This window comes from Mesorhizobium wenxiniae (genome assembly GCF_002284535.1).
Classification (GTDB): domain Bacteria; phylum Pseudomonadota; class Alphaproteobacteria; order Rhizobiales; family Rhizobiaceae; genus Mesorhizobium; species Mesorhizobium wenxiniae.
The window spans coordinates 405,535-431,520 of the sequence record NZ_NPKH01000014.1 but is presented as its reverse complement, the minus strand read 5'-3'; the positions used below and the strand labels follow the sequence as shown (position 1 = coordinate 431,520).

The window sequence follows — 25,986 nt, the reverse complement described above, 5'->3', positions numbered from 1 at the left end:
CAATGAGGCAGCCCAATGGGACAGCAATGAATCACACTGACAATCACACCGACTTCACTTCGCGTTTCGCCATCGACCCTGTTACTGCCGCGGCGATGGGGACGGACGAGCTTCGTCTTAATTTCCTGATCGAAGGCCTGTTCCAGCTCGGCCGCATCGGCCTGACCTACACACATTACGACCGCATGATCGTCGGCGGCGCCATGCCCGCGGGCATCCCGCTGCCGCTGGAAGCGATCAAGCCGACCGGGACAAAGAATTTTCTCGATCGCCGCGAACTGATCGCCGTCAACATCGGCGGCGCCGGCATCGTGAAAGCTGGCGGCCGATCCTACGAGCTGCAGCCGCGCGACATGCTATATCTCGGCATGGGCGCCAATGAGGTGTCGTTCGCCTCAGTCAACCCAGCCGAGCCGGCTAAATTCTATCTGCTCAGCGCGCCGGCGCATCAGAGCCATCCCAGCCAGCTGATCCGCATCGGCGATGCCAAGCGGCTCGATCTCGGCAGCCAGGCCACCTGCAACGAGCGCTCGATCTTCCAGTTCATCCATGCCGAAGGCGTCAAAACCTGCCAACTCGTCGTCGGCATGACCCGGCTTGCGTCGGGCTCGGTCTGGAACACCATGCCGTGCCATGTGCATGACCGGCGCATGGAGGCCTACTTATATTTCGACCTGCCGGAAGCGGCGCGTGTGTTTCATTTCATGGGCGAACCGGATGAGACACGCCATCTCGTCATGCGCAATGAAGAAGCGGTGCTGTCGCCGGGTTGGTCGATCCATTCGGGCGCCGGTACGTCCAACTATGCCTTCATCTGGGCGATGGCCGGCGACAATGTCGACTATACCGACGTCGATCCAGTCGCGATGGAAGAGTTGCGGTGAGCGACCTTTCCGCTTTTAGCCTAGCCGGCAAGCGCATCCTCGTCACCGGCGCCAACACCGGCATCGGCCAGGGTATCGCCCTGTCGATCGCCCGCGCCGGTGGTGCGGTGGTCGGCGTCGGCCGTTCGGCGATGGACGAGACGGCGGAAAAGGTCGCTGCGTCGGGCGGACGCTTCGAGGCGGTGCGCTGCGATCTTGCCGACCATGCCGCTGCCCAGGCGATGCTCGATCGCATCTGGGACGAAACCGGACCGCTCGACGGACTGGTCAACAATGCCGGCATCATCCGGCGCGCCGACGCCGTCGATCTGACGCAAGCCGATTGGGACGACGTCATGGACGTCAATCTGAAGACAGTCTTTTTTCTCAGCCAGAGCTTCGCCACGCGCGTGCTTGCCGATCCGGAACGGCGCGGCAAGATCGTCAACATCGCGTCGGTGCTGAGCTTCCAGGGCGGCATCCGCGTCGCCTCCTATACGGCGTCGAAGCATGGCGTGCTCGGCATCACCCGGTTGCTCGCCTGCGAATGGGCGTCGAAAGGCATCAACGTCAACAGCATTGCGCCCGGCTACATCGAAACCAACAATACCGAGGCGCTGCGTGCCGATCCAGACCGCAGCGCCGCCATTCTGGCGCGCATTCCAGCCGGGCGTTGGGGCGGGCCGGAAGATATCGGCGATGCGGCCGTCTTCCTGCTGGCGCCAGCGTCAAACTACATGCATGGCGCAGTGGTGCCGGTGGACGGCGGCTGGTTGGCGCGATGAGGCCAGATGAGGATTTGGCGATGACTGGAACGAAGATATTTTCGCACGCCGGCGAGGGCGCATGGACGCCGACCCCGGATGGCAATCGCAGGCGCGTGCTGCTGCACACGGACGAGTTGATGATGGTCGAGTTCGGTTTCGACAAGGGCGGTGTCGGTGCGCTGCATTCGCACCCGCATGTCCAGGCGAGCTACGTCGCCGAAGGTCGCTTCGAGGTCACCATCGACGGCAGGACCGAGATCCTGGAAACGGGGAGCAGCTTCATTGTCCCATCCAACTTGGTCCATGGCGTCAAGGCGCTCGAGGCCGGGCGCCTGGTCGACAGCTTTACGCCGCACCGCGCCGATTTCCTCGCCTGACGTTACAAGAACGAACGCAGGTCACTACGCAGCGGCAGCTATCTTCGCAAACGAAAAGCCCGCGCCTCCGGAGAGACGCGGGCGTGTTGCCTGGGCGCTTGTGGCGCCGCGGTACTCAAAACATCACCGCAGAACCTGAACCTGCCGAATTATGATGAAGATAGGATTAACCGGCCCGAGCCGACGCGATATTCACAGGCAAAGCGAATAGGGCTGGAATCACCGTCCCATATCCGCCAATGAGGGGATATTCTTTCAGACGGCGCCGACGGAGACAGGACTTGAGGGATGATCAAGTATTCGAATCCGTGGTCAAGCCAGTCACCTGGGGATTAGCCAGGGAGCTTTGGCAAGTCATGTCGCCGCAGTTCCTGGCCGTTCCCACGCTGCCTTTTCAGGCGGCGCCGATCGTAGAAATTCCCTGATGCAGGTATCGGCGGCGAGCGTCCGGGCGGAGGATTCCAAGCGGCGTGTCCTGAAGGATGTGTTCGGCTTCGACGATTTTCGTCCCGGCCAGGATGCTGTGACGGAGGCACTGCTGGCCGGGCGTCATGTGCTGGCTGTGATGCCGACCGGCGCTGGCAAATCGCTCTGCTACCAGGTCCCGGCGCTGGTCCTTGGCGGGCTCACCATAGTCGTTTCGCCGCTGGTGGCGCTGATGCAGGACCAGGTCGCCGCATTGCGCCTTGCCGGCGTGGCGGCCGATACGATCAATTCCTCGCTCGATCGGGATGCCAATGTCGCCGCATGGCGCCGTGTTGCGGCGGGCCAAACGCGCCTGCTCTATCTTGCGCCGGAGCGGCTCATGACCACACGGATGCTCGAGGCGCTGGCAAGGCTCGACATCCGGCTGATCGCTGTCGACGAGGCGCATTGCATCTCCCAATGGGGTCCGGCGTTCCGGCGCGAATATGAAGAGTTGTCGCGCCTGCGCGGCATCTTTCCTGATGTGCCGATCATTGCGCTGACGGCGACAGCGGACGAGACGACGCGCACCGACATCGCCGCACAGCTGTTCGCTGGCTGCGTCGAAACCCTGGTGCTGGGCTTCGACCGGCCGAACATCAAGCTTGGCATCGAGGCCAAGCAGGACGGCAAGCGTCAATTGCTGAGCTTCGTGCAGCGTCATGCCGGCCGCAGCGGCATCGTCTATTGCCTGTCGCGCAAGAAGACGGAAGAGATGGCAGGGTTCCTCGACCGCAACGGCGTGCGCGCCCTGGCCTATCATGCCGGCATGAGCAAGGACGCGCGTGAAGCGAATCAAAACGCATTCATGACCTTGTCCGGCGTCGTGATGGTGGCGACCATCGCCTTCGGCATGGGGATCGACAAGCCTGACGTCGCCTATGTCTTCCATACCGATCTGCCGGGCAGCCTCGAAGCCTATTATCAGGAAATCGGCCGTGCTGGCCGCGACGGGCGGGCTGCCGAGGCACATATGCTCTTCGGTCTCGGTGATATCCGCATGCGGCGGCTTTTCATCGACGACGAGGACGCACCGGCGGAGCATAAAAGACGCGCGCATGGCCGGCTCGACACGCTGATCGGTTATTGCGAAACGGCCCAGTGCCGTCGCCAGATCCTGCTTGGCTACTTCGGCGAAACAGCAATGCCTTGCGGCAATTGCGACAACTGCCTTGACCAGACGCCGCAAGCGGATGGCGAGGCAGAGGCGCGGATCGTCTTCGCGGCCATCGCGCAGACCGGCGAGCGCTTTGGCGCTGCCCATATCGTCGACGTTCTGCTCGGCCATGAAACCGAGAAGGTCCTGGCCAGGAACCACCACAGGCTTGCCAGCTTCGGGACCGGTGTGGCGCACAAGAAGGATGTCTGGCTGTCCTTGGTCCGCCAACTCGTCGCGGGAGGATTTCTGACACTGGACTCAGGCGGCCATGGCGGCCTCGCCATCGCCGAAAAAGGTCGTGAGCTGGCCCGTGGTGACGTCTCGTTCCGCTATCGCGTCGAGGTGCGGAGCCGCGCGTCGCGTGGTAAGACGCGTCCCGCTGCTGCGGGTACGGAAGACCTGGATACCGCCCTCTTGGCCACGCTCAAGGCGGTACGGCTGCGTCTTGCCCGGGAGCGCCAGGTGCCGGCGTTCGTGATCTTCTCCGATCGTACACTGATCGATATGGCCGAACGCTGCCCGCGCGACCTCGACGCCTTCGCCGCAGTCAATGGCGTCGGCGCCGCGAAGCTCAGGGAATTCGGCCAGATATTCCTTGGCGCAATCGCCGCGCACCAGTCGGGGGTGTCGGTCTGAAGATTGCATCAAGGCGATCGCGCCGACGGGTAGCCACTTAGACCACTGCGGCGGCGCAATCAGCACTTGCTTCGTCTCACCGCCGCGATCGCAGCCTCCTGCTGCCGCAGCTGCTCGATTTTTGCGCTCTGGCGGGCAGTGACGGCAGAGGCGACACGCCGGGCGCCCCATAGCCAGTCCGGAATATTGCTTTTCGCGACTTTGCCCCGAGTGATCGCTGTCGCCGACATCTCCTTGGCGACTTCGCCCATGGCCACGTTGAGTTCGACGCAGCTCATCTTGTCGTATTTCGCGGCATCAAAGGATGCGTGGAAGGGCGATGCGCAACCTCCGATAAATACGAGGCTGCAAATCAGGGGCGTGGCTGCAGTGATCGCCTTCATTTTTTATCAAGCAGGTTTGACGCCGACCGGGCGAGTATCAGAGGGTTCTCGATCTCGGGCCGCGGAGCGTTCCCGAGGTTTTGCGTAACGGAAGCATGTGACCTCTACAATACTCTGTTCGACGCGTCATTCCCCCTATTATCGTCGAAGAACTTCGAGAGAGCCGCTCCGGTCTGGTGAGGGTGCTCTTCGGGAAAGAAGTGCCCGCCCGGAACAGGGCGTCCTTCAACCCTGTCGGCCCATTCTCTCCAAATAGCCAGCGGTCCGCCTTCCCTTGCATACCAGGTCTCAAGGCCGCCTTCGCTACTCCACAGTGCCAGTAGCGGGCACTCAATGCGACGACCATTTGCCTGGTCCGCCGCGTCATGCTCACGATCGATCGTGGCAGCGGCCCGATACTCTTCGCAAATCGCATGAATATGAACGGGATCGCGAAGCGCCTCGACATAGGCGTCCCTGACCTCCGTAGAGAACATTTCTGCCGGCGACCCCCACTGCACAATCGCATTGTCGACGATGGCATCCGGCGCGGCGCCTATCAGTCGCTCCGGCAGAGGCTCCGGTTGCGCAAGAAGGCTCCAGGGCCAGAAGCCGAGAGCCAGTCTGGCGTCCGCCCTATCCCAAGCGGCGGCGGTGGGGATGACGTCGAGGACCGCGATCTTGGAGATTTCATCGGGGTGATCGAGCGCCAGGCGATAGGCGACCCGCCCGCCACGATCATGTCCAGCAACCATGAACTGCTTAAATCCCAGCTGTTTCATGACTTGAACCATGTCGCCGGCCATGGCGCGCTTGGCGTATGGGCTATGATCGGCAGAGGAGACCGGGCACCCGCTTTGCCCATAGCCTCGAAGATCGGCGGCGATCACCGTAAAGTCGCGCGCCAAGGCCACGGCGATATCCCTCCACATCAGATGCGTTTCGGGAAAACCATGAAGCAGCAGCAGCGGCGGACCGGTTCCGCCGACCCTTGCGAAAATGGTCGTGTCGTCCAGTTGCAAGCTGGTGGCTCTGAAACCTGCAAACACCGTTCGTCTCCTCGGTGTGCCTCAGGCGACAACGCACAAGGTGGCAGAAGGATCACGGTCGGCTGCCGTGGCTGGAGTCGAGGCGGCCCCGGAATTCTCCTCAATGGCTGAATATGGAGGGTGGGCCCACTGATATTTCGATCGGCGCACCCCATATGAGCGCGAAGAGTATCGCCTAGGGATTTGCCATGATGATTTCGCGTTCGAGCCGGTTTGCAGTTTTGTTTGCAGGACTGTTCCTGGCATTGTCCATGGTCACGGCCGATTACGCTGAGGCGCGGCGTGGCGGCAGCTTCGGCAGCCGCGGCACGCGCACTTTCCAGTCGGTCCCGCCGACCAGGACGGCGCCACAGCCGGCCGCGCCCGTCGAGCGCTCAATGACGCCCAATACCGCAACGAACAATGCGGCCCGCCAGACACAGGCACCCCAACGACCAGGGCTCTTCAACGGCCTCGGCGGTTCGATGATGCGCGGCCTGCTGCTCGGCGGTCTGATCGGACTTCTTTTGGGCCAAGGGTTCGGCGGCTTGGCCGGCATGTTGGGCCTGCTGCTTCAAGGGCTGCTGATCGGCGGCGCGATCATGTTGGCCATCCGCTTTTTCCGGTCGCAATCGGCACGCAACCAAGCGCCCGCCATGGCCGGTGTTCCGCGGAGCATGGGGAACTTTGGGCGAAACGCGGCAGCCCAGCCCGAGTCGGACAACGTCTCATCTTTCGCCATTCCAGGCATCGGATCCGGATTTCGCCGGACGGCTCAAGCCTCCGATGAAATTACAATGACGCAGGCCGACCTCGATATATTCCAGCAGCGGTTGACGGAGGTTCAGGAAGCATTCGGGCGCGAAGATCATGCTGGCTTGCGCCGGCTGGCAACCCCCGAGATGGTGTCATACCTGTCCGAAGAACTTGCCGACAATGCCAAAAAGGGCATCAGGAATGATGTCTCGAATGTCAGCCTGTTGGAGGCCGACATTGCGGAGAGCTGGCGGGAAGATGATCGCGACTACGCGACGGCTGCCTTGCGCTACGAGTCTCACGACGTGATGCGCGATCGCGCCAGCGGCAAGATCGTCGCGGGCGAAGCCGATCGACCGACGGAAACAACCGAACTGTGGACCTTCACGCGCCAGAACGGTGGCGACTGGAAGCTTGCAGCAATACAGCAACCCTGACTGATACCCTGCAGCCGCGGCCGTTCAGGTCCTCTTGCGCGCCACGATGTAGGGACGATTGTCGTTGCCCTTCGTTGCGTGGCTTTCAGTGGCAAGGACGTCGAAGCCCGCGGCAGATATATGCTGGCTCAGGTCTGCAGCGCGAAAGACGCCAGCATAGGGTGCTTTGCCGATCGCGCGCATCGCGGGCAACAAGGCAAGCCGGATGAGTGGGTTCATATCGCCGACGCAAGGTGTCTTGGAGATAAACAGGCCCTCCGCTGCAAGCAAGGCGTGGATGTGGCGCAGCGTGCCAGGCAGGTCGCGGACCAGATGGAGATAGTTGAATCCCAGAACCGCGTTGAAAGGCGCCGCGTCAGGCCTAAGCGCTTCTACGGTCGCGGTGCGGAAGACAAGGCCCGGGATGAGGCCAGCGGCGTGTTTCTCGTTGGCAATCGCGATCATTCCAGCGGAAATATCCGTCGCAAGATAGTCTTGAACATCGCACGCGAGCCGGAGCGCGGTCGTTCCTGTTCCACAGCCCAGTTCCAACACTCTGTCGCCTGATCCCAACAGGGCGCGGGTCCGGTCCAGCGTGCGCTCATAGCCGGCCTGATCTGCAATCGCACCCATGGCGTACTTCCGTGAACTCCGGTCCCAGAAACGGGCGTCGCTCGCTATGCTCATGGTAGTTGCTCCTCAGATCGCGACCTTGCCTATTCGGCATTAAGAATGGTCGGAGGCGAGTCATGTCCGCTCAAGTCACGCCCCGCAGAAGCTCGTACGGCTATCGGCGGTGATTGGGTAGCTATCTCGCAGAATAGCCTAGAATCGGCGGAATGGCGGAGAGGGAGGGATTCGAACCCCCGATGGGCTTGCACCCATGCCGCATTTCGAGTGCGGTGCATTCGACCACTCTGCCACCTCTCCGCGGTCATGGTCCGCCGTTGCCGGCGCGGCGCACTAGATAACGGCTGGGCGGACAGGTTACAAGGGCCAATCTGCCTGATATCAGGCTTCTCTGAGGGCCGTATGGCTCGTTCTTCGACACCTTCGCCGCCTGCGCCACGGCGGCGGCTTGCTTTCGGTTTGCTTCGGCCGTTTGCCTTGACTCGCGCCGCACCTTCGGCTAGGGACAGCGCGCAATCGGCGTGGAGGGTTCTTCCGCGCCGCTTGCTTTTTGAAACCCGCAGACTGACAAAAAGACGGCCGAACCGCCTGAAGCGGTTCATCAAGGCCGACCGAACAGCGAAAGGCAAAAAATGTTCGCAGTCATCAAAACGGGCGGCAAGCAGTATCGCGTCGCCGCCAACGATCTCCTGAAGATCGAAAAAGTCGAAGGCCAGGTCGGCGATATCGTCGAGATCGGCCACGTGCTAGCGCATGGCGAGGGCGAGAATGTGACGTTCGGCGCGCCCTTCGTCGACGGCGCCTTGGTCACCGCCGAGGTCGTCGAACAGGGCAAGAACCGCACCGTCATTGCCTTCAAGAAGCGCCGTCGGCAGAATTCGCGCCGCAAGATAGGCCATCGCCAGCTTTTGACCACCGTGCGGATCGCCGAGATCCTGCTGGATGGTGCCAAGCCGACGAAGAAGGCTGCGGCCAAGACCGAGGCAAAGGCTGCTCCGAAGAAGGAAGCCAAGGCAGAGGCTGCGCCGAAGGAAACCGAAGCCAAGGCAAGCGAAACCGCCGCGCCGCTGTTCAAGGCGCCGAAAGGCGAGCCGGACGATCTGACCGTGATCAAGGGCATCGGCCCGGTTGCGGCCGGCCAGTTGAACGAGCAGGGCATCACGACCTTCGCCCAGCTCGCCAAGCTGTCCGACAAGGATGTCGCCAAGATCGACGAGCATATGCCGTTCAGCACCGACCAGATCACGGACTGGCGCGAGCAGGCCAAGGAATTGGCGAAGAAGTAAAGCGAGCCGGCGCAATCGTCGCCGGATCGGACTTGAAACGGAACGCGAACGCGTTCATAAGACCTTTTAAGCGCCCTTGCGGCGCATCGGAGTTAGTTAGATGGCACACAAGAAAGCTGGCGGTTCGTCGCGCAATGGTCGCGACTCCCATTCCAAGCGGCTCGGCGTGAAGAAGTTCGGCGGCGAAGCCGTGATTCCGGGCAACATCATCATTCGTCAGCGCGGCACGACGTGGCATCCCGGCACCAACGTCGGCATTGGCACGGATCACACGCTGTTTGCGCTCGAAGCTGGCGCAGTCACCTTCAACAAAAAAGCCAATGGCCGAACCTACGTATCGGTGAACCCGATGACGAAGGCCGCGGAGTAGCCGGTTCCGTACGAGAACACCGGCACCCATCTCGGGAACCGGTGTCTGGCCAAGCCAGGAAATGGATCAGGGGAGATGGGTTTCCATCTCCCCTTTTTCTTGTGCCTGGAGGACTGACATGGTTGCCGAAGCGGAAGACACAGACGGTGAAAGTTACGCGATAGATTGCCCGGTCCTGGTGACCGAGCGGCTGGTCCTGCGGGCGCCGCGCGAAAGCGATATCGAGCAACTGGTGGTGCTCGCCGACAACCGCCACGTCGCCGAAATGCTGGCCCGCATGCCCCACCCCTATGGCGAGGCCGAGGCACGCGCCTTCCTGGCAATGACGGCATCGCGCCGGGCCGGGATTGCCTATGCCTTGACGCTGGCCGGTACCGAAACCTTCGTCGGCTGCGCCGGCCTCAACACCACCGATCGCGGGCTGGAGCTCGGCTACTGGATCGGCGAGCCCTACTGGAAGCGCGGCTATGCGACGGAGGCAGCACATGCGCTCGTCGACCTCGCCTTTCAGAAGACGGCGATTCAGGTGCTGCATGCCTCGACGCGGGTCATCAATCCGGCCTCACGCCGGGTCATCCACAAATGCGGCTTCCAATATGCCGGCCAGGGCATGCTGAACTCGATCGTCGCCGGCCAGGTGCCGGTCGAGCGCTACCGCCTCGATCGCAGGACCTGGACCAGCCTGCGAAACTGGGTGCATTTCTGATGGACGCCGGTCAGGCCATCTCGACCCAGACCGGCAGGTGGTCCGAGCCGACCGCTTGCCGGTCGACCCAAAGGCGCTTCAGCGATTTGGCGACCGAGGCGCTGGTGAAGACATAGTCGATGCGCTTGTAGCGGCTGGCGTCGTCAGGTCGCTTGGGGTCGATCCAGGAGACGAGATCGGCGCCTGCGGCGGCAAGGCGCAGGGCCACATCGACGGCAAGGTCGGCGGTCATGGGTATACCGAATTCGTGATCCAGGCGGCCGGCGAGTTCGACATATTCCGGCGATCCGGCCAGCATGTTGAAGTCGCCCATGACGACGAAGGCTTCGGGATAGGGCAGGTCCGGCAGGCCGACCTCGGCAAGCCCCGACAGCGCGCCCCCCTCGATCCCATAGTTCAACAGGCGCTGGCGCAGAAACCGGATCTGGCTGGCGCGTTCGACCGGGCTGCGATGGTCGAGATGGGTGGAATAGAAGCGGATGAAACCAAGCGGCGTCTCGATCAGCGCCTCCAGCGCGCCGCGCTGGAAATTCATCACTTCCAAACTGCGGCTGCGCGGCAAGAGGAGATTGCGCGACAGATGAACGGGCGTTTTCGACAGCACCATGTTGCCGAGCTGAAAGGTGGTGGTGATGGCGCGGCCGTTTTCCAGGCGCGAGCCGACATTGGCCTCGAAATTGCTGCCATAGACGGCGAAGTATTCGGGCAGCGCCTCGCCGAGCTCGGCCACCATGTCGCGGCCGCCATTGTTGGGGTTGTTGCGCGAGACCTCCTGCAGCGCGATCACGTCGGCGCCGCGCACGGCATCGGCGATGCGGCCGACATCGTAGCGGCCGTCGAGGCCGACGCCGTAGTGAATGTTGTAGGTTACGAGCTTCATTGCGACTCCGGCCATGTTCATAAACAGCCCTCGCCCTTCGCCCCGCCTTGGTTTAGAGCAGTGCCGAACATTTAGAGCAATGCCGCAAGGCCACGAGCAGAAACTCAGCAATCCGATGAAATTTCTCGATCAAGCCAAGGTCTACATCCGCTCCGGCGACGGCGGCGCCGGCTCGGTGTCGTTCCGGCGCGAAAAATTCATCGAGTTCGGCGGTCCCGATGGCGGCGACGGCGGCCGCGGTGGCGATGTCTGGGTGGAGGCGGTCGATGGGCTGAACACGCTGATCGATTATCGCTATCAGCAGCATTTCAAGGCCAAGACCGGTACGCACGGGATGGGCCGTAACATGACCGGCGCCAAAGGTGCCGACGTCACGCTGAAAGTGCCGGCGGGAACGCAGATTTTTGCCGAGGACAACGAGACGCTGATTTGCGACCTGACCGTGGTCGGCCAACGCTTCCTGCTTGCCAGGGGCGGCAATGGCGGCTTCGGCAACCAGCATTTCAAGACCTCGACCAACCAGGCGCCGCGCCGCGCCAATCCCGGCCAGCCGGGCGAAGAGCTCAACATCTGGCTCAGGCTCAAGCTGATTGCCGACGCCGGCCTGGTTGGCCTTCCCAATGCCGGCAAGTCGACCTTCCTGGCCGCCGTCACCGCGGCTAAGCCGAAGATTGCCGATTATCCCTTCACTACGTTGCATCCTGGCCTCGGTGTGGCCCGCATCGATGGGCGCGAGTTCGTCATCGCCGACGTTCCCGGCCTGATCGAAGGTGCGCATGAGGGCGTCGGCATCGGCGACCGTTTCCTCGGACATGTCGAACGCACGCGCGTCCTTCTGCACCTCGTCTCCGCGCAGGAAGAAAATCCGGGGAAGGCCTACAAGACCGTGCGCACCGAACTCGACGCCTATGGCCATGGGCTGGTCGAGAAGGTCGAGATCGTAGCACTTTCCCAGGTCGACACGCTCGATGCCGACGCACGCAAGAAGAAGGTGGCTTCGCTGAAACGCGCCGCCGGCCGTGCGCCGATGCTTTTGTCCGCAGTCACCGGCGAAGGCGTCGAAGCCGTTCTGCGCGCACTGATGGCGGTTGTGGCCGAGGCTCGCGAAGCTGTCGCCACGCCGGTCGAGACGCGCTGGAACAAATAGCGATGGCCGCGCAGTCGCTGAGAAAATACCGGCGTATTACCGTCAAGATCGGCTCGGCGCTGCTTGTCGACCGCACGATGGGCCTGAAGCGCGACTGGCTGGCCTCGCTTGCTGACGACATCGCCGTGCTGGCCAAAGGTGGCGCCGAGATCCTCGTCGTGTCGTCCGGCGCCATCGCGCTTGGTCGCACGATTTTAGGCCTCGGCAAGCGGGCGCTGAAGCTCGAGGAGAGCCAGGCGGCGGCGGCCGTCGGGCAGATCGCGCTGGCCGGCGCCTGGTCGGATGCGCTCGGCAAGGGCGGCCTGAAATCGGGCCAGATCCTGTTGACGCTCGGCGACACTGAAGAGCGGCGCCGCTATCTCAACGCGCGGGCGACGATCTCGACGCTGCTGAAGATGAAGGCGGTGCCGGTCATCAACGAGAACGACACGGTGGCGACCTCCGAAATCCGCTATGGCGACAATGACCGGCTGGCCGCGCGGGTGGCGACGATGATGAGCGCGGATCTGCTGGTGCTGCTTTCGGACATTGACGGGCTCTACACGGCGCCGCCGGCCAGGGATCCTGCCGCCAAGTTCATTCCGGTCGTTGACCGCATCACCCCCGAGATCGAGGCAATGGCAGGTGCGGCCGCTTCGGAGCTTTCGCGCGGCGGCATGCGCACCAAGCTCGACGCCGGAAAGATCGCCACCGCCGCCGGCACCGCCATGATCATCACATCAGGCACAAGGCTGTCGCCGCTGATGGCGATCGAGCGTGGCGAGCGGGCGACGTTCTTCCGGCCGAGCGCCAATCCGGTCAAAGGCTATAAGACGTGGATCGCCGGGCAGCTCGAACCGGCTGGCCGGCTGACCGTCGATGCCGGCGCCATCGGTGCGCTGCTGTCGGGCAAGTCGCTGCTGCCGGCCGGCGTCAAACTGGTCAGCGGCAATTTCTCGCGCGGCGACACGGTGGCGATCCTGTCGCCCGAAGGCCGCGAGATCGCGCGCGGACTGGTTGCCTACGATGCCGCCGATGCCGTAAGGATCGCAGGGTTGAAGACAGCCGAGATCGAAACGGTGCTCGGCTACGAGGCGCGATCGGCGATGATCCACCGCGACGACCTTGTGGTGAGCCGTCCCGCAGACCAAGTATGGGCCGGTGACCAAGTAACCAGCGGAGGATGAGCCATGCTGAAGCTGCATGAAAAATCCCGGGACGACACTGCCGCGCTGATGGCCGATATCGGCCGCCGCGCCCGCGCTGCTGCCCGCCCGCTGGCCATCGCCACGACCGCCGCCAAGGACGCTGCACTTATCGCCATGGCCGAGGCGATTATCCGCCGCGAGCAGGATATTCTCGACGCCAATGCCATCGACATCTCGAACGGCCACGAGTCGGGGCTTTCCGCCTCGTCCATGGACCGGCTGAAGCTCGATCCTGCCCGCATTCGCGCAATGGCCGACGGCATCCGCGAAATCGCCGAATTGCGCGATCCGGTCGGCGATGTCATTGCCGCATGGGACCGGCCGAACGGCCTGCATATCGAGCGCGTGCGCACGCCGCTCGGCGTTGTCGGCGTGATCTACGAAAGCCGGCCGAACGTGACCGCCGATGCCGGCGCGCTGTGCCTCAAGGCCGGCAATCCGGTGATCTTGCGCGGCGGCTCGGATTCGCTCAACTCCTCGGCGGCGATCCATGCCTGCCTGATCGAAGGGCTGAAGGCGGCCAATTTGCCGGAGGATGCCGTCCAACTGGTGCCGACCGCCGACCGCGCCGCCGTCGGCGAGATGCTGAAAGGGCTTTCCGGCAACATTGACGTCATCATTCCGCGTGGCGGCAAGAACCTGGTCGAACGCGTCCAGAACGAGGCGCGGGTGCCGGTCTTTGCTCATCTCGAAGGCATCTGCCATCTCTACATCGACCGCTCAGCCAAGCTCGACATGGCGGTCAGGATCGCTGTCAACGCCAAGATGCGGCGCACCGGCGTCTGCGGCGCGACCGAGACGCTGCTGGTCGACCGCGCTGTGGCCTCCACCCATCTGGTGCCGATCCTGGGGGCATTGCGCGCGGCAGGGTGCGAAATCCATGCCGATGCCGAGGTCTTGAAGGTGTTTTTCGACGCGAGGCCGGCCACCGACGCCGACTGGGTGACCGAATATCTCGACGCCATCATCGCGGTGAAGCTGGTCGATGGCGTTGCCGGCGCGATCGAGCATATCGAGACCTTCTCCTCTCATCACACCGAGGCGATTGTGGCCGAGGATCGGGGTACTGTCGAACGCTTCTTCAACGAGATTGATTCGGCGATCCTTCTGCACAACGCCTCGACCCAGTTCGCCGATGGCGGCGAATTCGGCATGGGCGCCGAGATCGGCATCGCCACCGGCAAGATGCATGCGCGCGGCCCGGTCGGTGTCGAGCAACTGACCTCGTTCAAGTACCGCGTGCGCGGGACGGGACAGGTGAGGCCTTGAGCACTGATCTTACCCTCCCCGTTGTGGGGAGGGTGGCGAGCATTGCGAGCCGGGTGGGGGTACGACGCTGAACACTGCAACACCCCCACCCCGCTCTGCTTCGCGGATCGACCCTCCCCACAGGGGGGAGGGTAAGGAGCTCGTTCCCTCCCACTATCTGAAGATGCCGCATGCCGAAAAGGGCCTGGCCGTCGGGCTGTTCGGCGGCTCGTTCAATCCTGCCCATGCCGGCCATGCACTGGTCGCCGAGATCGCGCTCAGACGTCTGGCGCTCGATCAGCTGTGGTGGATGGTGACGCCGGGCAATCCGCTCAAGAGCGCGCGGGAATTGGCGCCGCTGGCCGAGCGGCTGCGCCTGTCCGAGCAGATCGCCCGGAACCCGAAGGTCAAGGTCACCGCCTTCGAAGCGACCCATCATGTCCGCTTCACCGCCGACACGCTGGCCCTGGTCAAGGCCCGCAACCCAGGCGTCGACTTCGTCTGGATCATGGGCGCCGATTCGCTTCGCGATTTCCACCGCTGGCAGCGCTGGCGCCAGATCGTGATGACGTTTCCGATCGCGGTTGTCGACCGCCCTGGCGCGACGCTGTCGTTCCTGTCGTCGGTCATCGCCAAGACCTTCGATTATGCGCGTGTCGACGAGGGCGACGCGCCGCGGCTAGCCCGCATGAAGGCGCCGGCCTGGACCTTCATTCACGGCCCGCGCTCGTCGCTGTCGTCGACTGCGATCCGCAAAATGGGGCAGGACTGAGCCTGCACGCACTGGGTTCTCCCGCAAGAAGGGGAGAAGGCAAGTCCGGCCATGTCGCATTTGCGGCTGCTTTTCGCCGATCCGTAGGCGATCCTGCGCGGGCATGGCGATTCTCGAGCGAAACCAGACCAGACGCGACCCGGCGCAGGGCAGCCCGCCAGCCCCGGCGATCGCCATTGCCAGCGTCGTCCTATCGATGGCGCTGGTTGCGGTCGGCAACGGACTGATGTTCGCCTATATCCCGGTCCGGCTCGGCGCCGACGGCTTCGATCCGACCTGGGCCGGGCTGATCGTCACCGGCCTTTCGGCCGGCGGCCTGGCAGGCTGCATCTTGACCGGTCCGCTGGTGCGGCGCGTCGGCCATGCTCGCGCGTTCATGGTGCTGTCGGCGCTGATCGTGCTGTCGAACGCCGCCGTCGGGGCCGGGCCGCACCCGCTGTCGTGGATCGCGGCCCGCGCGCTCTATGGCTTTGCCATATGCGGCCTGTTCATCGTCGCGCAAAGCTGGCTAAACGACGTCGTCGCCAACGCCATACGCGGCAGGGTCATGGCCTTCTTCTACGTCGCCTATGTCGCCGGGCTCGGTGTCGGCTACTCCACACTGGCGCTGATCGATATAAGGGCTGCGGACGCGCCACTGATCGGCATCGCCTTCACCGCGCTGTCGATCCTCCCCGTCGGGTTGACGCGGCTGGCCCAGCCACCGCCGCCGCAGGCGGCGTCGGTGGCGCTTGGCCGGGCCTGGCGGATTTCGCCGGTGGGCGTCGCCGGCATGCTTGCCGTCGGCGGCCTGTCGATGACGATTTCGGGCTTCGCGCCGATCCATGCCACGGCCAAGGGCTACAGCCAGGCAGATGTGGCACTGCTTTTGTCGGCGATGCCGGTCGGCACATTGATCCTGCAGATCCCGCTCGGATGGATTTCCGACCGCACCGACCGGCGATTTGTGCTGGTCGCCGCTTCGGCGCTTGCCATGGTGGCGGGCCTGTTCGCCCTCGGCTTCGACGGTGGTGCGCTGGCGGCGCTGGTCGTCATCTACGTGGTCTGGGACGGTGCGTCGGAATCGATCTATTCGCTGGCCAGCGCGCATGCCGCCGACCGCGCCGGTAAGGACGACATGGTGGCGCTGTCCAGTTCGCTTCTTTTTGCGTGGTCACTGTCCGGCTTCATCGTGCCCGGCATCGTGACCGGGCTTTCCGCCATCTATGGAACGCAGGCTTTCATCTATGTGGCCATCGTCATTGCCACCGGTTTTTGCCTGTTCGTGCTGTGGCGTGTGGTGGCGATGTCACCTGTCCCCGCCGCCGAGACCGGCAACTTCGCGCCGATGACGGCGCAGGCACCGCTGCCGGTAGACCTCGCTTTCCCATCCGAAGAACAGCGTCGCGCGGACAAGTAGACCTACGCCGGCAATTGATCATATCACTGTCTGGTGGTGGCTTCCTGCCGTGGCGCTTCCGGTGGTGGCGCGGGTATTGAAACGCCTTCGCTGTCGAAAGCCTGCTTGGCGCGTTTGGTGAGATCGATCTGGGTGGCGAAGAAATCCGCAGCCGAGGTCCAGTAGCGCAAGGTGATGGCGACGTTGCTGTCGCCGACGGTCGCTACAAAGGCAATCGGCGTCGCCGGCTCCCGCCTGACGCGTCGGTCGGCGGCGGCGACGCCCAGCATGGTCTTTTGAGCGAAATCGATGTCGTTCCAGGAGCCGATGGTCAGTGTGATGTCGCCACGTCGGGCACCGTTGCGCGTATAGTTGCGGACAGGCTGGTTCCACAGCGTCGAATTGGGGGCGAGGATGTAGACGCCGTCGACGGTTCTCAACGTGGTGGCGAACAGGCCGATTTCCTCGATGGTCCCGGCGATGGGGCCGACCTCGACATATTCGCCGAGGCGGAATGGCCGCAGCGCCAGCAGCATGATGCCAGCGGCAATGTTCTGCAGCGTGCCCTGCAGCGCCAGGCCGATGGCCAGGCCGATGGCACCAATGGCGGCAATGATCGAGGTCGTCTGGACGCCGATCTGGCCGAGCACCATGACGACGACGAGGATCAGGATGGCGTAACGGACGATCCTCGAGAAGAAGTGGCGCAGCGTCGTGTCGAAGCCATGGATATGGCCGAGGCCGGCATAGATCGAGCGCTGGGCAAGGCCGGCGACGGTATAGCCGAGGACCAGCAGGATGACAGCGCCGATGGCCGAGAAGGAGTACGAGACTATCAGCGCGCTGAGCTGCGCAAGGCCGGACTGCACGGTGAGGAGAGCGTTCTGAGGGTCGATAGGCATGAGGGGGATCCGGTTGGTCAATGCGCCGATAACCCAGGCCTGGCGACAAGAGTTCCGATTTTTCTTCAACTGCGGAACCGGAAGAACGGTTCTTCGTTGGCTACGGCAGGGCCGCCGTCTTGAAACTGCAACGCAACTCTGCCTATCTAAGGGGTGTCACCTGCTTTCAAGGGTGATTTGGTTGTTCTTGCTGCGAAAGGAAATACACTGAGAACAGCACTTTGGAAGAAGGCCGACATCGTGCCTTCGCCGGCCGGGATCAGCGTAAACGACGCCGTGTCCCGCGCCATCAAGACAGTCCTTGCCAGTCTGGAAGACTCCAAGGCCGAAAACATCGTCTCAATCGACATTCAGGGAAAATCGAGCCTCGGTGACTATATGGTCATCGCGTCCGGCCGATCGCACCGTCATGTCTCGGCTGTCGCCGATCATCTCCTCAAGGCGCTCAAGGATGCCGGGCTCGGCACGGCGCGCGTCGAGGGACTGGCCGGTGCCGACTGGGTCCTGATCGATTCGGGCGACATCATCGTCCATGTCTTCCGTCCCGAAGTCCGCGACTTCTACAATCTCGAAAAGATGTGGCAAGCGCCGGACCTCGAGGAAGAGACCCTCCACTGAGCCGTATTTGATTGATGCATGTCGTTTCCCAAAACCGGTGACCACTATTGGTGACATGCATTAACGGCTCTTCGAGGCAGGGATGAAAATTGCCGTTCATGCCGTGGGCCGGATGAAAGCCGGCCCCGAGAAGCAGCTCGCCGACCGGTATTTCGAGCGCTTCGCCAAGAGCGGGCAGGCCGTGGGACTCGAATTCTCAGGGGTTGTCGAGATTCCGGAGGGCCGCGCCCAGACCGCCAACGAGCGTCGCCGCGAAGAAGGCCAGAAGCTGCAGACGCAGTTGCAGCCCGGTACCGCGCTGATGCTGCTCGACGAGCGAGGCAAGAACTTTTCCTCCGAGGATTTCGCCGGGCGCATCGGCCTGTTGCGTGATGGCGGCCGCAAGGCGCTTGTCATCGCTATCGGCGGTGCCGACGGTCACGACCAGTCGCTGCGCGATCAGGCCGATCTGATGGTGTCGTTCGGCGCGCTGACATGGCCGCACCAGCTGGTCCGTGTCATGTTGGGCGAGCAGCTTTACCGGGCCGTCACTATTCTTTCGGGTCATCCCTATCATCGCTCGTGAGTCCTTGCCCGCAAATCCAGGGGCAGGTTGCAACCCAAAACCGGTGGATTGGCGTGAGCGCCCGGATTTTCGCCTCAATGCGTCACGAGACTGTTTGTGGTCGGCAGGGCTCTCGAACATGGTTGATGGTTCGTTAACGAAGCCACGCATAGAGTCGGGCTTCAATGTCTGAAGATTGGAAATCGCGAACGGGCTTTTGGCGCGCACGCTGCGGCTTGGCAGCCGCGCTGCTTATGCTGTCGCTCGGTGCGGCGCGGGCTGAGAACAGGCTCGACATGGCGCCTGATCCGGACCAGAGCCGTGCCGAATACGAACGGGTGTCGAAGGAGATCACGCTGTCGTCGGAGCGGTTGGCCAAGCTCGCCGCCGACATGGCGACGGTCAAGAAGGACCATGCCTCGATCACCGCGGCACTGATCCAGTCGGCGATGACCGAACAGAAGCTCGGCCAGGACATCGAGGACATCGGTGCCAAGCTGGAAGGGCTGAAGGGCGAGGAGCAGAAAATCCGCGCCTCGCTGGCCGCCAGACGCGACGTTCTGGCCGAGGTGCTGGCCGCGCTGCAGCGCATGGGGCTCAATCCGCCGCCGGCCATCCTGGTCAAGCCGGAGGACGCGCTGTCGTCGGTGCGCAGCGCCATTCTGCTCGGCGCCGTGGTGCCGGAACTGCGCCAGCAGACCGAGATATTGCTGGCGGACCTCAAGGAGCAGTCGCGGGTGACGGCCTCGATCGAGGCGGAGCGGGCGCGGCTGACGGCGGCAGTCGGCGAGCAGACGGCGGAAAAGAAGCGGCTCGGCATGCTGCTCGAAGCCAAGCAGAAGCTCGAGGCCGAGACGCAAACGGCACTGGCGGCGGAAAAACAGCGATCCGCAGGACTGGCGGCCAAGGCCGGCAGCCTGAAGGAACTGATCGCCTCGCTCGAGGCCGACAAGGCCCGCAAGGCGGCGGACGCGGCGAAGGCAGCCGAGCAGAAGGCCGCGGATGCCGACAAGGCTCCGGCACAGAAGGCCCCGGCACAGACGGAACTGGCGGCCCTGCCGGTCCCGGAAGCCAACCGGCTCACCGCCGCTGCACCGTTTTCGGCGCTTCAGGGGCAGATCGCGCTGCCCGTCACCGGCAAGATCAAGCGGCGGTTCGGGGCCAGCGACGGTAACGGCGCAGTGATGCTCGGTGACATGGTTGCGACACAATCGGGAGCCATCGTCACCGCGCCAGCGGACGGAAATGTGCTTTATGCGGGACCTTTTCGCTCCTATGGTCAACTCTTGATCCTGAACGCGGGTGACGGCTATCATGTCGTTCTCGCGGGGATGAGCAGAATCAGCGTCGCGTCTGGCCAGTCGGTGCTCGCAGGAGAGCCGGTCGGCGCGATGGGAGAGGCCCGGGTGGCGAGCACCTCGGCATCGAAGAATGGAAATGCCACGCCGGAACTCTATGTTGAGTTCCGCAAGGATGGAAAACCCGTCGATCCGACCCCATGGTGGGCGGACCGTTTCTCTGGAAGGACGTGAGATGATGCGGAAACTTTCGCTTCTGTTTGCCGGTGCGCTGATGGGCGCATCCGCGATGAGCCTGGTCTATGGCGCACCCGGCTCGACGGCGAACGCTGCGGGCTCCGAGACCTATAAGCAGCTGGCGATCTTCGGTGACATCTTCGAGCGGGTGCGGGCGCAATATGTGACGCCGCCCGACGACAAGTCGCTGGTCGAAAACGCCATCAACGGCATGCTTACCTCGCTCGACCCGCACTCCTCGTATATGAACGCCGAAGAGGCGCAGGACATGCGCGTGCAGACCAAGGGCGAGTTCGGCGGCCTCGGCATCGAGGTCACCATGGAGAACGACCTGGTCAAGGTGATCACGCCGATCGACGATACGCCGGCCGCCAAGGCGGGCGTGCTTGCCGGCGACTATATTGCCAAGATCGACGGCGAGGAGGTTCGCGGCCTGAGCCTCAACGACGCGGTCGAGAAGATGCGCGGGCTGGTCAACACGCCGATCAAGCTCACTATCCTGCGCCAGGGCGCCGACAAGCCGATCGAGCTGACGGTGGTGCGCGACATCATCAAGGTCAAGGCGGTCAAGTTCCGGGTCGAGAACGACATCGGTTACATGAAGATCACCTCCTTCACCGAAAAGACCCATGACGACCTCGAGAACGCCATCGATACCATCAAGAAGCAGGTGCCGAACGAAAAGCTCAAGGGCTACGTGCTCGATCTGCGCCTCAATCCGGGCGGGTTGCTCGACCAGGCGGTGAGCGTGTCCGACGCCTTCCTCACCCGTGGCGAGATCGTCTCGACGCGCGGCCGCGATCCGAAGGACGTCACCCGCTTCGACGCGCGGCCGGGCGACGACATCGACGGCAAGCCGCTGGTCGTGCTCGTCAATGGCGGCTCGGCCAGTGCGTCCGAAATCGTCGCCGGCGCGCTGCAGGATCTGCGCCGCGCCACGGTGGTCGGCACGCAGTCCTTCGGCAAGGGTTCGGTGCAGACCATCGTCCCGCTCGGCGAGAACGGCGCGCTGCGCCTGACCACGGCGCTCTATTACACGCCGTCCGGCAAGTCGATCCAGGGCAAGGGCATCACGCCCGACATCAAGGTCGACCAGCCGTTGCCGCCGGACCTGCAGGGCAGGGATCTGACGCGCGGCGAGTCGGACCTCAAGGGCCACATCAAGGGCAGCGACGAGGGCGATACCGGTTCGGGCTCAGCAGCCTATGTGCCGCCGGAGCCGAAGGACGACCTGCAACTCATCTTTGCCGAGCAGTTGCTGCGCGGCGAGAAGACCGATCCGGCGTTCCCGCCGAATCCCGATAAGGCCGTGCTGAACCAGTAGGGGCCGTGCTGAACCAGTAGGGGTCGTGCTGAACCAGTAAAGGTCGATCAGCCGGACAACAGGTCTGGCTGCCTGATCGAAGCGATGTAATGCTGCCGGGGCCGCAAGGCCTCGGCAGTTTGATTCGGGGGAACCGCGGCTGGGGATGCGGCTTGGCTGACATCGGCAACGACATCGAACGCCCACTCGGGCAGGCCGTCCGGCCGCCGCGCGCGCCCCGCAGGATCAGCGCGGGTGTGGTCGCGGCCACGCTCCTGGTGCTGGCCGTAGTCGGCGTCTCCGGCGCGATTGCGCTGCGCGAAAGGCCGTTTCGAAAGCCGGGAGAAGTCGCCGTTTCGACGCCGAAGACGACAGCAGTGGTCGAATCCGCAGCGCCGACCACTGAGCCGGCATTGAAGGCGGAAGCAGCATCCAAGACGAGCGGATCCAAGATGGGCAGGCCCAAGACGGGCGAGCCGCAGATCATCCACATGCAGACCGAAGAGGGCAATGGTTCGCCCAGGGCGGCCATTGTCATTCGCGACCCTTCGACGATCGGCCAAAATCTGAGGATCGCGCATATTCCCGACAGGGCGCTGGTCGAGGCCGGCGAAACCGGCCCATTGCCGGTTCGTGCCGCTGACGGCAGGCGGCCGTTCGATCTCTATGCGCGACCGTGGTCCGGTTCACGCGGTGCGCGCGTGGCGATTGTCATCGGCGGGCTTGCCGTGTCGCAGACCGGCACGCAGGCGGCCATCGCAAAGCTGCCGGCCGAAGTGACCCTGGGCTTCGCGGCGCAGGGCAACAGCATCGGCCGATGGATGCAGGCGGCGCGGCAGAGCGGCCATGAGATCGTCATGCAGGTGCCGCTCGAACCGTTCGACTATCCGAACGTCAATCCCGGTCGCAACACGCTGACGGTCGCTGCGACGGCGGACGAGAATTTGAAGAATTTGCGCTGGGCGCTGTCGCGGACGACCAACTACACCGGCGTCATGAACTATATGGGCGCACGTTTTTCGGCCGATGCGGCGGCGATGGGGCCGCTGATGGCAGAGCTCGGCAGGCGCGGCCTGGCCTATGTTGACGACGGTTCGTCGGCGCGTAGCCTGGCACCCGACCTGGCGTTGAAAAACGGCGTCCCGTTCGTTGCCGGCGACACGTCGATCGACGCGGTGCGGGACCGCGGCGCCATTTTGAAGAAGCTGGACGAACTGGAAGCCACCGCGCGGGCGAAAGGCTTTGCCGTCGGCATCGGCTCGGCCTTCGACCTGACGGTCGACACCGTGTCGGCCTGGGTGGTCGAGGCCAAGAAGCGCGGCATCGAGATCGTGCCGATTTCGGCAGTGGCGGTGGATCCGGAAAAAGGTTGAGCATGACGAAGAAAGAACCGGTCGATCCCGAGACGCTGCCTTATCGTCGCTGTGTCGGACTGATGATCCTCAACGGCGACGGGCTGGTCTGGGTCGGGCATCGCATTGCCGAGCCGGACAGCGAATTCGCCGGCACGACGCAGCTCTGGCAGATGCCGCAGGGCGGCATCGACAAGGGCGAAGAGCCGCTGCAGGCGGCACAGCGGGAACTCTACGAAGAAACCGGCATGCGCAGCGTCTCGTTGCTGGATGAGGCGCCGAACTGGATATATTACGATCTGCCGGCCCATCTGGTCGGCATCGCCTTCAAGGGGAAATATCGCGGCCAGACGCAAAAATGGTTCGCCTTCCGCTTTCACGGCGACGTGAGCGAGATTGAGATCAATCCGCCGCCGGGCGGCCACACCGCCGAGTTCGACAAATGGGATTGGCGGCCAATGGAGGAATTGCCCGACCTGATCGTGCCGTTCAAGCGTCAGGTCTATGAGGATGTGGTTGCGGCGTTCCGGCATCTGGTTGCGTAGCTTGGCGCTGGCCGCGCTCGCACCGACCACGGTTGCCGCGTCAGCGCGGTGGCCTTATTGATGGCCAATCCGCTGCAGACGGGGTTGGCATGAACGGCGCTTCCAAAAAATCTCTTTCTGAAAGGGTCGCCGTCAAAGCCGCGCCGATCAGCGAAGCGGCGGCCGGCGCCATATTGACTGTCGATCTCGGCGCCATCCGCGAAAATTATCGGCGGCTCAAGGCGCGTTTAGGCGATGTTGGCTGCGCGGGTGTCGTCAAGGCCGACGGCTACGGGCTCGGCGGGGCCCAGGTGGCGGCGGCGCTGGCGGCCGAGGGCTGCGCTACTTTTTTCGTCGCGCATCTGGCCGAAGGTGTCTTGCTGCGCCAGGCGCTCGGCGCACGGCCGGCGATCTATGTGCTGAACGGCATTCAGCCGGGCGCTGAAAGCGAAGCCGTCGAAGCGGAGCTGGGCGTGGTCATCAACAGCGCCGGCCAACTCGCCGCCTGGCGCTCGGCGGCGCAGCGGGCCGGCCGCAAGCTCAAGGCTGGAATCCAGGTCGACAGCGGCATGTCGCGGCTCGGCATGGCGGCAGCCGAGGTGGAGGCCGTCACTGCCGATCCGCGGGCTTTCGACGGCATCAACGCCACCTTCGTGATGAGCCATCTCGCTCGCGCCGACGAGCCCGAGCATCCGGCCAACGAGCAGCAGCGGCTGGAATTCGAGCGGCTGCGGAGGATGCTGCCACCGGTGCCGGCCTCGCTGGCCAACTCCTCCGGCATTTTTCTTGGGCAGCCCTTTCACTACGACCTCGCCCGGCCCGGTGCGGCGCTCTACGGCATCAATCCGACGCCAGCCGAGGAAAATCCGATGCTGCCGGTGGTGCGGCTTCAGGCAAAGGTCATCCAGACGCGCAGCCTCGATAGGGGCGCCGGCGTCGGCTATGGCCATATTTTTCACGTGACCGATTCGCTGGTCGCCGCAACGATCTCGCTTGGCTATGCCGATGGCTGGCATCGTCGCGCGGCTTCCGCCGCCTGGTTCGAAAATGTGCGTTTGCCGTTCCTGGGCCGTGTATCGATGGATTCGATCGTTCTCGACATTTCGGCCCTGCCGCCCGACAGGCTGAAGGCGGGCGACCTCGTCGAACTGATCGGACCGTCGCAGACGGTGGATCAGGCGGCCGGCCATGCCGGCACCATCGGCTATGAAATCTTGACCAGCCTCGGACACCGTTTTCACCGGCGCTATGTGAATGGATAGCGCGCGGGCTTTTTTACGCATCTCGATGTCCCAAACCGCTGCGTACTTTTGGGCGACATGCTTGGGCACTTGGCGGACGGCGTAAAATCCGGCAGACAGATGTCCACGATGCCCCGCCCCCAAAATCCCTGACAAGACGTCGTTCTGGAGAACTATGCGATGAAGATCTTCGTGCTGGGCGGCGGCGTCATCGGGGTCACCACCGCCTATTATCTGGCCGAGGCCGGCCATGAAGTGACGGTGATCGACCGCCAGAAGGGTCCGGCGCTGGAAACCAGCTTTGCCAATGCCGGCGAGATTTCGCCCGGCTACGCCTCGCCCTGGGCCGGTCCCGGCGTCCCGCTGAAGGCGATCAAATGGCTGTTGATGAAGCATGGTCCGCTGGTGGTGCGGCCGACTCTCGATCCGCATATGTGGGTATGGCTGGTCAGGATGCTGCGCAACTGCACGGCTGAGCGCTATGCGGTGAACAAGGCGCGGATGGTGCCTTTGGCCGAATACAGCCGCGACACGCTGAAAGCGTTGCGCGAGGCGAGCGGTATCGCGTATGACGAGCGCGCCAAGGGAACGCTGCAGCTTTTTCGCACTCAACAGCAGCTCGACGGCACTGCCGGCGATGTCGAAGTGCTGAAGACATATGGCGTTCCCTACGAGATTCTCGATCCCGACGGCTGCATCTCAGCCGAGCCGGGGCTGGCAGGGGTGCGTGAAAAATTCGTCGGAGGCCTGCGACTGCCGGGCGACGAAACCGGTGACTGCAAGATGTTCACCGACCGTCTGGCCGAGCTCTGCGTGGCGCGTGGCGTCACCTTCGAATACGACACGGAGATACGGCGCGTCGTCAAGAAGCGCAACCGTATCGCCAACCTCAGTACGAGCAAAGGTTGGAAGGCTGCCGACGCCTATGTGATGGCGATGGGCAGCTATTCGGCCAAGTTCATGCGCACGCTGAAACGACCCGTCCCGGTCTATCCGGTCAAGGGCTATTCGATCACTGTGCCGATTAAGGATGCTGCCGCAGCACCGGTGTCGACGGTGATGGACGAGACCTACAAGGTGGCGATCACCAGGCTCGGCGACCGCATCCGGGTCGGTGGCACGGCGGAGATTTCCGGCTTCGACCTGACGCTGCATGAATCGCGGCGGCGCACGCTCGAACATTCGCTTGGCGACCTTTTTCCGGGCAGCGGCGATATGAAGTCGGCGACCTTCTGGTGCGGGTTGCGGCCGATGACGCCGGACGGGCCGCCGCTGATCGGCCGCACCGAGTTCTCCAACCTCTATCTCAACACCGGCCATGGCACGCTCGGCTGGACGATGGCCTGCGGCTCGGCCAAGGTCCTGGCCGACATCATTTCAAGCCGGGTGCCGGACATCAATGTCCGCGACCTCGGACCGGAGCGATACCAGCGGTAGGATCGAAAGTGTCCTTCACGCATTCGAGCGCGGTGAGCAACTTGCCCCGCGACTTGGATCAAGCTTCAACACACTTCGCCGCGTCAGATGAATATCA

At 63.6% G+C, this 25,986-nt stretch carries 26 protein-coding genes and 1 tRNA gene; 21 read left to right on the top strand and 6 right to left on the bottom strand.

From position 1 onward, the window contains the following. The first annotated feature begins 26 nt into the window (after positions 1–26). The 4 genes from kduI (at position 27) to recQ (ending at position 4,267) form a co-directional block, all read left to right on the top strand. Positions 27–884 (top strand): 5-dehydro-4-deoxy-D-glucuronate isomerase, encoded by an 858-nt coding sequence (gene kduI / locus CIT31_RS07440; protein ID WP_095518044.1) that lies wholly within the window; start codon positions 27–29, stop codon positions 882–884. Beyond that, on the top strand, positions 881–1,648 hold the full coding sequence (gene kduD / locus CIT31_RS07435) for a 2-dehydro-3-deoxy-D-gluconate 5-dehydrogenase KduD (RefSeq protein ID WP_095518043.1): 768 nt from the start codon (positions 881–883) through the stop codon (positions 1,646–1,648). Before kduI ends, kduD begins: the two co-directional genes overlap by 4 nt. 20 nt (positions 1,649–1,668) lie before the next feature. Beyond that, positions 1,669–2,007 carry a cupin domain-containing protein gene (locus CIT31_RS07430; protein WP_065011190.1) on the top strand — a complete coding sequence of 113 codons (339 nt, stop codon included), beginning with the start codon at positions 1,669–1,671 and terminating at the stop codon, positions 2,005–2,007. A gap of 424 nt (positions 2,008–2,431) precedes the next feature. Continuing rightward, the gene (gene recQ / locus CIT31_RS07425) at positions 2,432–4,267 is read left to right on the top strand and encodes a DNA helicase RecQ (RefSeq protein ID WP_095518042.1); all 1,836 of its coding nucleotides are present in this window, start codon (positions 2,432–2,434) and stop codon (positions 4,265–4,267) included. Between the two features lie 59 nt (positions 4,268–4,326). Here recQ and CIT31_RS07420 read toward each other — a convergent pair whose 3' ends face one another. Together CIT31_RS07420 and CIT31_RS07415 are read right to left on the bottom strand one after the other, a co-directional pair. Then, positions 4,327–4,650 carry a hypothetical protein gene (locus tag CIT31_RS07420; protein WP_095518041.1) on the bottom strand — a complete coding sequence of 108 codons (324 nt, stop codon included), beginning with the start codon at positions 4,648–4,650 and terminating at the stop codon, positions 4,327–4,329. 104 nt (positions 4,651–4,754) lie between these two features. Then, complete coding sequence (locus CIT31_RS07415; RefSeq protein ID WP_095518040.1) at positions 4,755–5,678, bottom strand: alpha/beta fold hydrolase; 924 nt, start codon at positions 5,676–5,678, stop codon at positions 4,755–4,757. A gap of 191 nt (positions 5,679–5,869) precedes the next feature. On the opposite strand from CIT31_RS07415, the gene CIT31_RS07410 reads away from it, so the two are divergent. Then, positions 5,870–6,850 (top strand): Tim44 domain-containing protein, encoded by a 981-nt coding sequence (locus CIT31_RS07410; protein ID WP_095518122.1) that lies wholly within the window; start codon positions 5,870–5,872, stop codon positions 6,848–6,850. Positions 6,851–6,874: 24 nt separating this feature from the next. On the opposite strand, the gene CIT31_RS07405 is transcribed toward CIT31_RS07410, so the two are convergent. Continuing rightward, complete coding sequence (locus CIT31_RS07405) at positions 6,875–7,516, bottom strand: class I SAM-dependent methyltransferase (RefSeq protein ID WP_095518039.1); 642 nt, start codon at positions 7,514–7,516, stop codon at positions 6,875–6,877. A gap of 153 nt (positions 7,517–7,669) precedes the next feature. Beyond that, a tRNA-Ser gene (locus tag CIT31_RS07400) sits at positions 7,670–7,759 on the bottom strand. Positions 7,760–8,091: 332 nt separating this feature from the next. On the opposite strand from CIT31_RS07400, the gene CIT31_RS07395 reads away from it, so the two are divergent. From CIT31_RS07395 to CIT31_RS07385, 3 genes are all read left to right on the top strand, one after another. Next, positions 8,092–8,745: a 50S ribosomal protein L21 gene (locus tag CIT31_RS07395; protein ID WP_095518038.1), complete on the top strand. Its 654-nt coding sequence runs from the start codon at positions 8,092–8,094 to the stop codon at positions 8,743–8,745. Between the two features lie 100 nt (positions 8,746–8,845). After that, a complete protein-coding gene (rpmA, locus tag CIT31_RS07390; protein ID WP_023678077.1) occupies positions 8,846–9,115 on the top strand; it encodes a 50S ribosomal protein L27 in 270 nt (89 codons plus the stop codon). 118 nt (positions 9,116–9,233) lie between these two features. Beyond that, entirely contained in the window at positions 9,234–9,821 is a 588-nt protein-coding gene (locus tag CIT31_RS07385; protein WP_065011195.1) for a GNAT family N-acetyltransferase, read from the top strand. 10 nt (positions 9,822–9,831) lie between these two features. On the opposite strand, the gene CIT31_RS07380 is transcribed toward CIT31_RS07385, so the two are convergent. Next, entirely contained in the window at positions 9,832–10,701 is an 870-nt protein-coding gene (locus CIT31_RS07380) for an endonuclease/exonuclease/phosphatase family protein (RefSeq protein WP_095518121.1), read from the bottom strand. A gap of 115 nt (positions 10,702–10,816) precedes the next feature. On the opposite strand from CIT31_RS07380, the gene obgE reads away from it, so the two are divergent. The 5 genes from obgE to CIT31_RS07355 all read left to right on the top strand — a co-directional run bounded on the left by obgE (position 10,817) and on the right by CIT31_RS07355 (position 16,454). After that, positions 10,817–11,848, top strand: coding sequence for a GTPase ObgE (gene obgE / locus CIT31_RS07375; protein WP_095518120.1), 1,032 nt, complete (start codon positions 10,817–10,819; stop codon positions 11,846–11,848). A gap of 2 nt (positions 11,849–11,850) precedes the next feature. Continuing rightward, entirely contained in the window at positions 11,851–13,014 is a 1,164-nt protein-coding gene (proB, locus tag CIT31_RS07370) for a glutamate 5-kinase (protein WP_095518037.1), read from the top strand. 3 nt (positions 13,015–13,017) lie between these two features. Beyond that, complete coding sequence (locus CIT31_RS07365; RefSeq protein WP_095518036.1) at positions 13,018–14,304, top strand: glutamate-5-semialdehyde dehydrogenase; 1,287 nt, start codon at positions 13,018–13,020, stop codon at positions 14,302–14,304. A 163-nt stretch (positions 14,305–14,467) separates the two neighbouring features. Then, positions 14,468–15,055 (top strand): nicotinate-nucleotide adenylyltransferase, encoded by a 588-nt coding sequence (locus CIT31_RS07360; RefSeq protein WP_095518035.1) that lies wholly within the window; start codon positions 14,468–14,470, stop codon positions 15,053–15,055. A 103-nt stretch (positions 15,056–15,158) separates the two neighbouring features. Then, the gene (locus tag CIT31_RS07355; RefSeq protein WP_095518034.1) at positions 15,159–16,454 is read left to right on the top strand and encodes an MFS transporter; all 1,296 of its coding nucleotides are present in this window, start codon (positions 15,159–15,161) and stop codon (positions 16,452–16,454) included. A gap of 23 nt (positions 16,455–16,477) precedes the next feature. Here CIT31_RS07355 and CIT31_RS07350 read toward each other — a convergent pair whose 3' ends face one another. Then, positions 16,478–17,335: a mechanosensitive ion channel family protein gene (locus CIT31_RS07350; protein WP_095518033.1), complete on the bottom strand. Its 858-nt coding sequence runs from the start codon at positions 17,333–17,335 to the stop codon at positions 16,478–16,480. A 240-nt stretch (positions 17,336–17,575) separates the two neighbouring features. Between CIT31_RS07350 and rsfS the strand changes: the two genes are divergently transcribed. The 8 genes from rsfS to CIT31_RS07310 all read left to right on the top strand — a co-directional run bounded on the left by rsfS (position 17,576) and on the right by CIT31_RS07310 (position 25,889). Then, entirely contained in the window at positions 17,576–17,953 is a 378-nt protein-coding gene (rsfS, locus tag CIT31_RS07345) for a ribosome silencing factor (RefSeq protein WP_023800052.1), read from the top strand. 82 nt (positions 17,954–18,035) lie between these two features. Next, the gene (gene rlmH, locus CIT31_RS07340; protein WP_095518032.1) at positions 18,036–18,518 is read left to right on the top strand and encodes a 23S rRNA (pseudouridine(1915)-N(3))-methyltransferase RlmH; all 483 of its coding nucleotides are present in this window, start codon (positions 18,036–18,038) and stop codon (positions 18,516–18,518) included. 164 nt (positions 18,519–18,682) lie between these two features. Beyond that, complete coding sequence (locus tag CIT31_RS07335) at positions 18,683–20,029, top strand: murein hydrolase activator EnvC family protein (RefSeq protein WP_095518031.1); 1,347 nt, start codon at positions 18,683–18,685, stop codon at positions 20,027–20,029. A 1-nt stretch (position 20,030) separates the two neighbouring features. Further along, entirely contained in the window at positions 20,031–21,356 is a 1,326-nt protein-coding gene (locus tag CIT31_RS07330; RefSeq protein WP_095495435.1) for a S41 family peptidase, read from the top strand. Between the two features lie 152 nt (positions 21,357–21,508). Then, complete coding sequence (locus CIT31_RS07325) at positions 21,509–22,708, top strand: divergent polysaccharide deacetylase family protein (RefSeq protein ID WP_095518030.1); 1,200 nt, start codon at positions 21,509–21,511, stop codon at positions 22,706–22,708. A gap of 2 nt (positions 22,709–22,710) precedes the next feature. Continuing rightward, positions 22,711–23,232, top strand: coding sequence for an RNA pyrophosphohydrolase (locus CIT31_RS07320; RefSeq protein WP_095518029.1), 522 nt, complete (start codon positions 22,711–22,713; stop codon positions 23,230–23,232). Positions 23,233–23,321: 89 nt separating this feature from the next. Further along, a complete protein-coding gene (gene alr, locus CIT31_RS07315) occupies positions 23,322–24,473 on the top strand; it encodes an alanine racemase (protein ID WP_095518028.1) in 1,152 nt (383 codons plus the stop codon). A gap of 159 nt (positions 24,474–24,632) precedes the next feature. Then, complete coding sequence (locus tag CIT31_RS07310; protein WP_095518027.1) at positions 24,633–25,889, top strand: D-amino acid dehydrogenase; 1,257 nt, start codon at positions 24,633–24,635, stop codon at positions 25,887–25,889. The last annotated feature ends 97 nt before the right edge of the window (positions 25,890–25,986 follow it).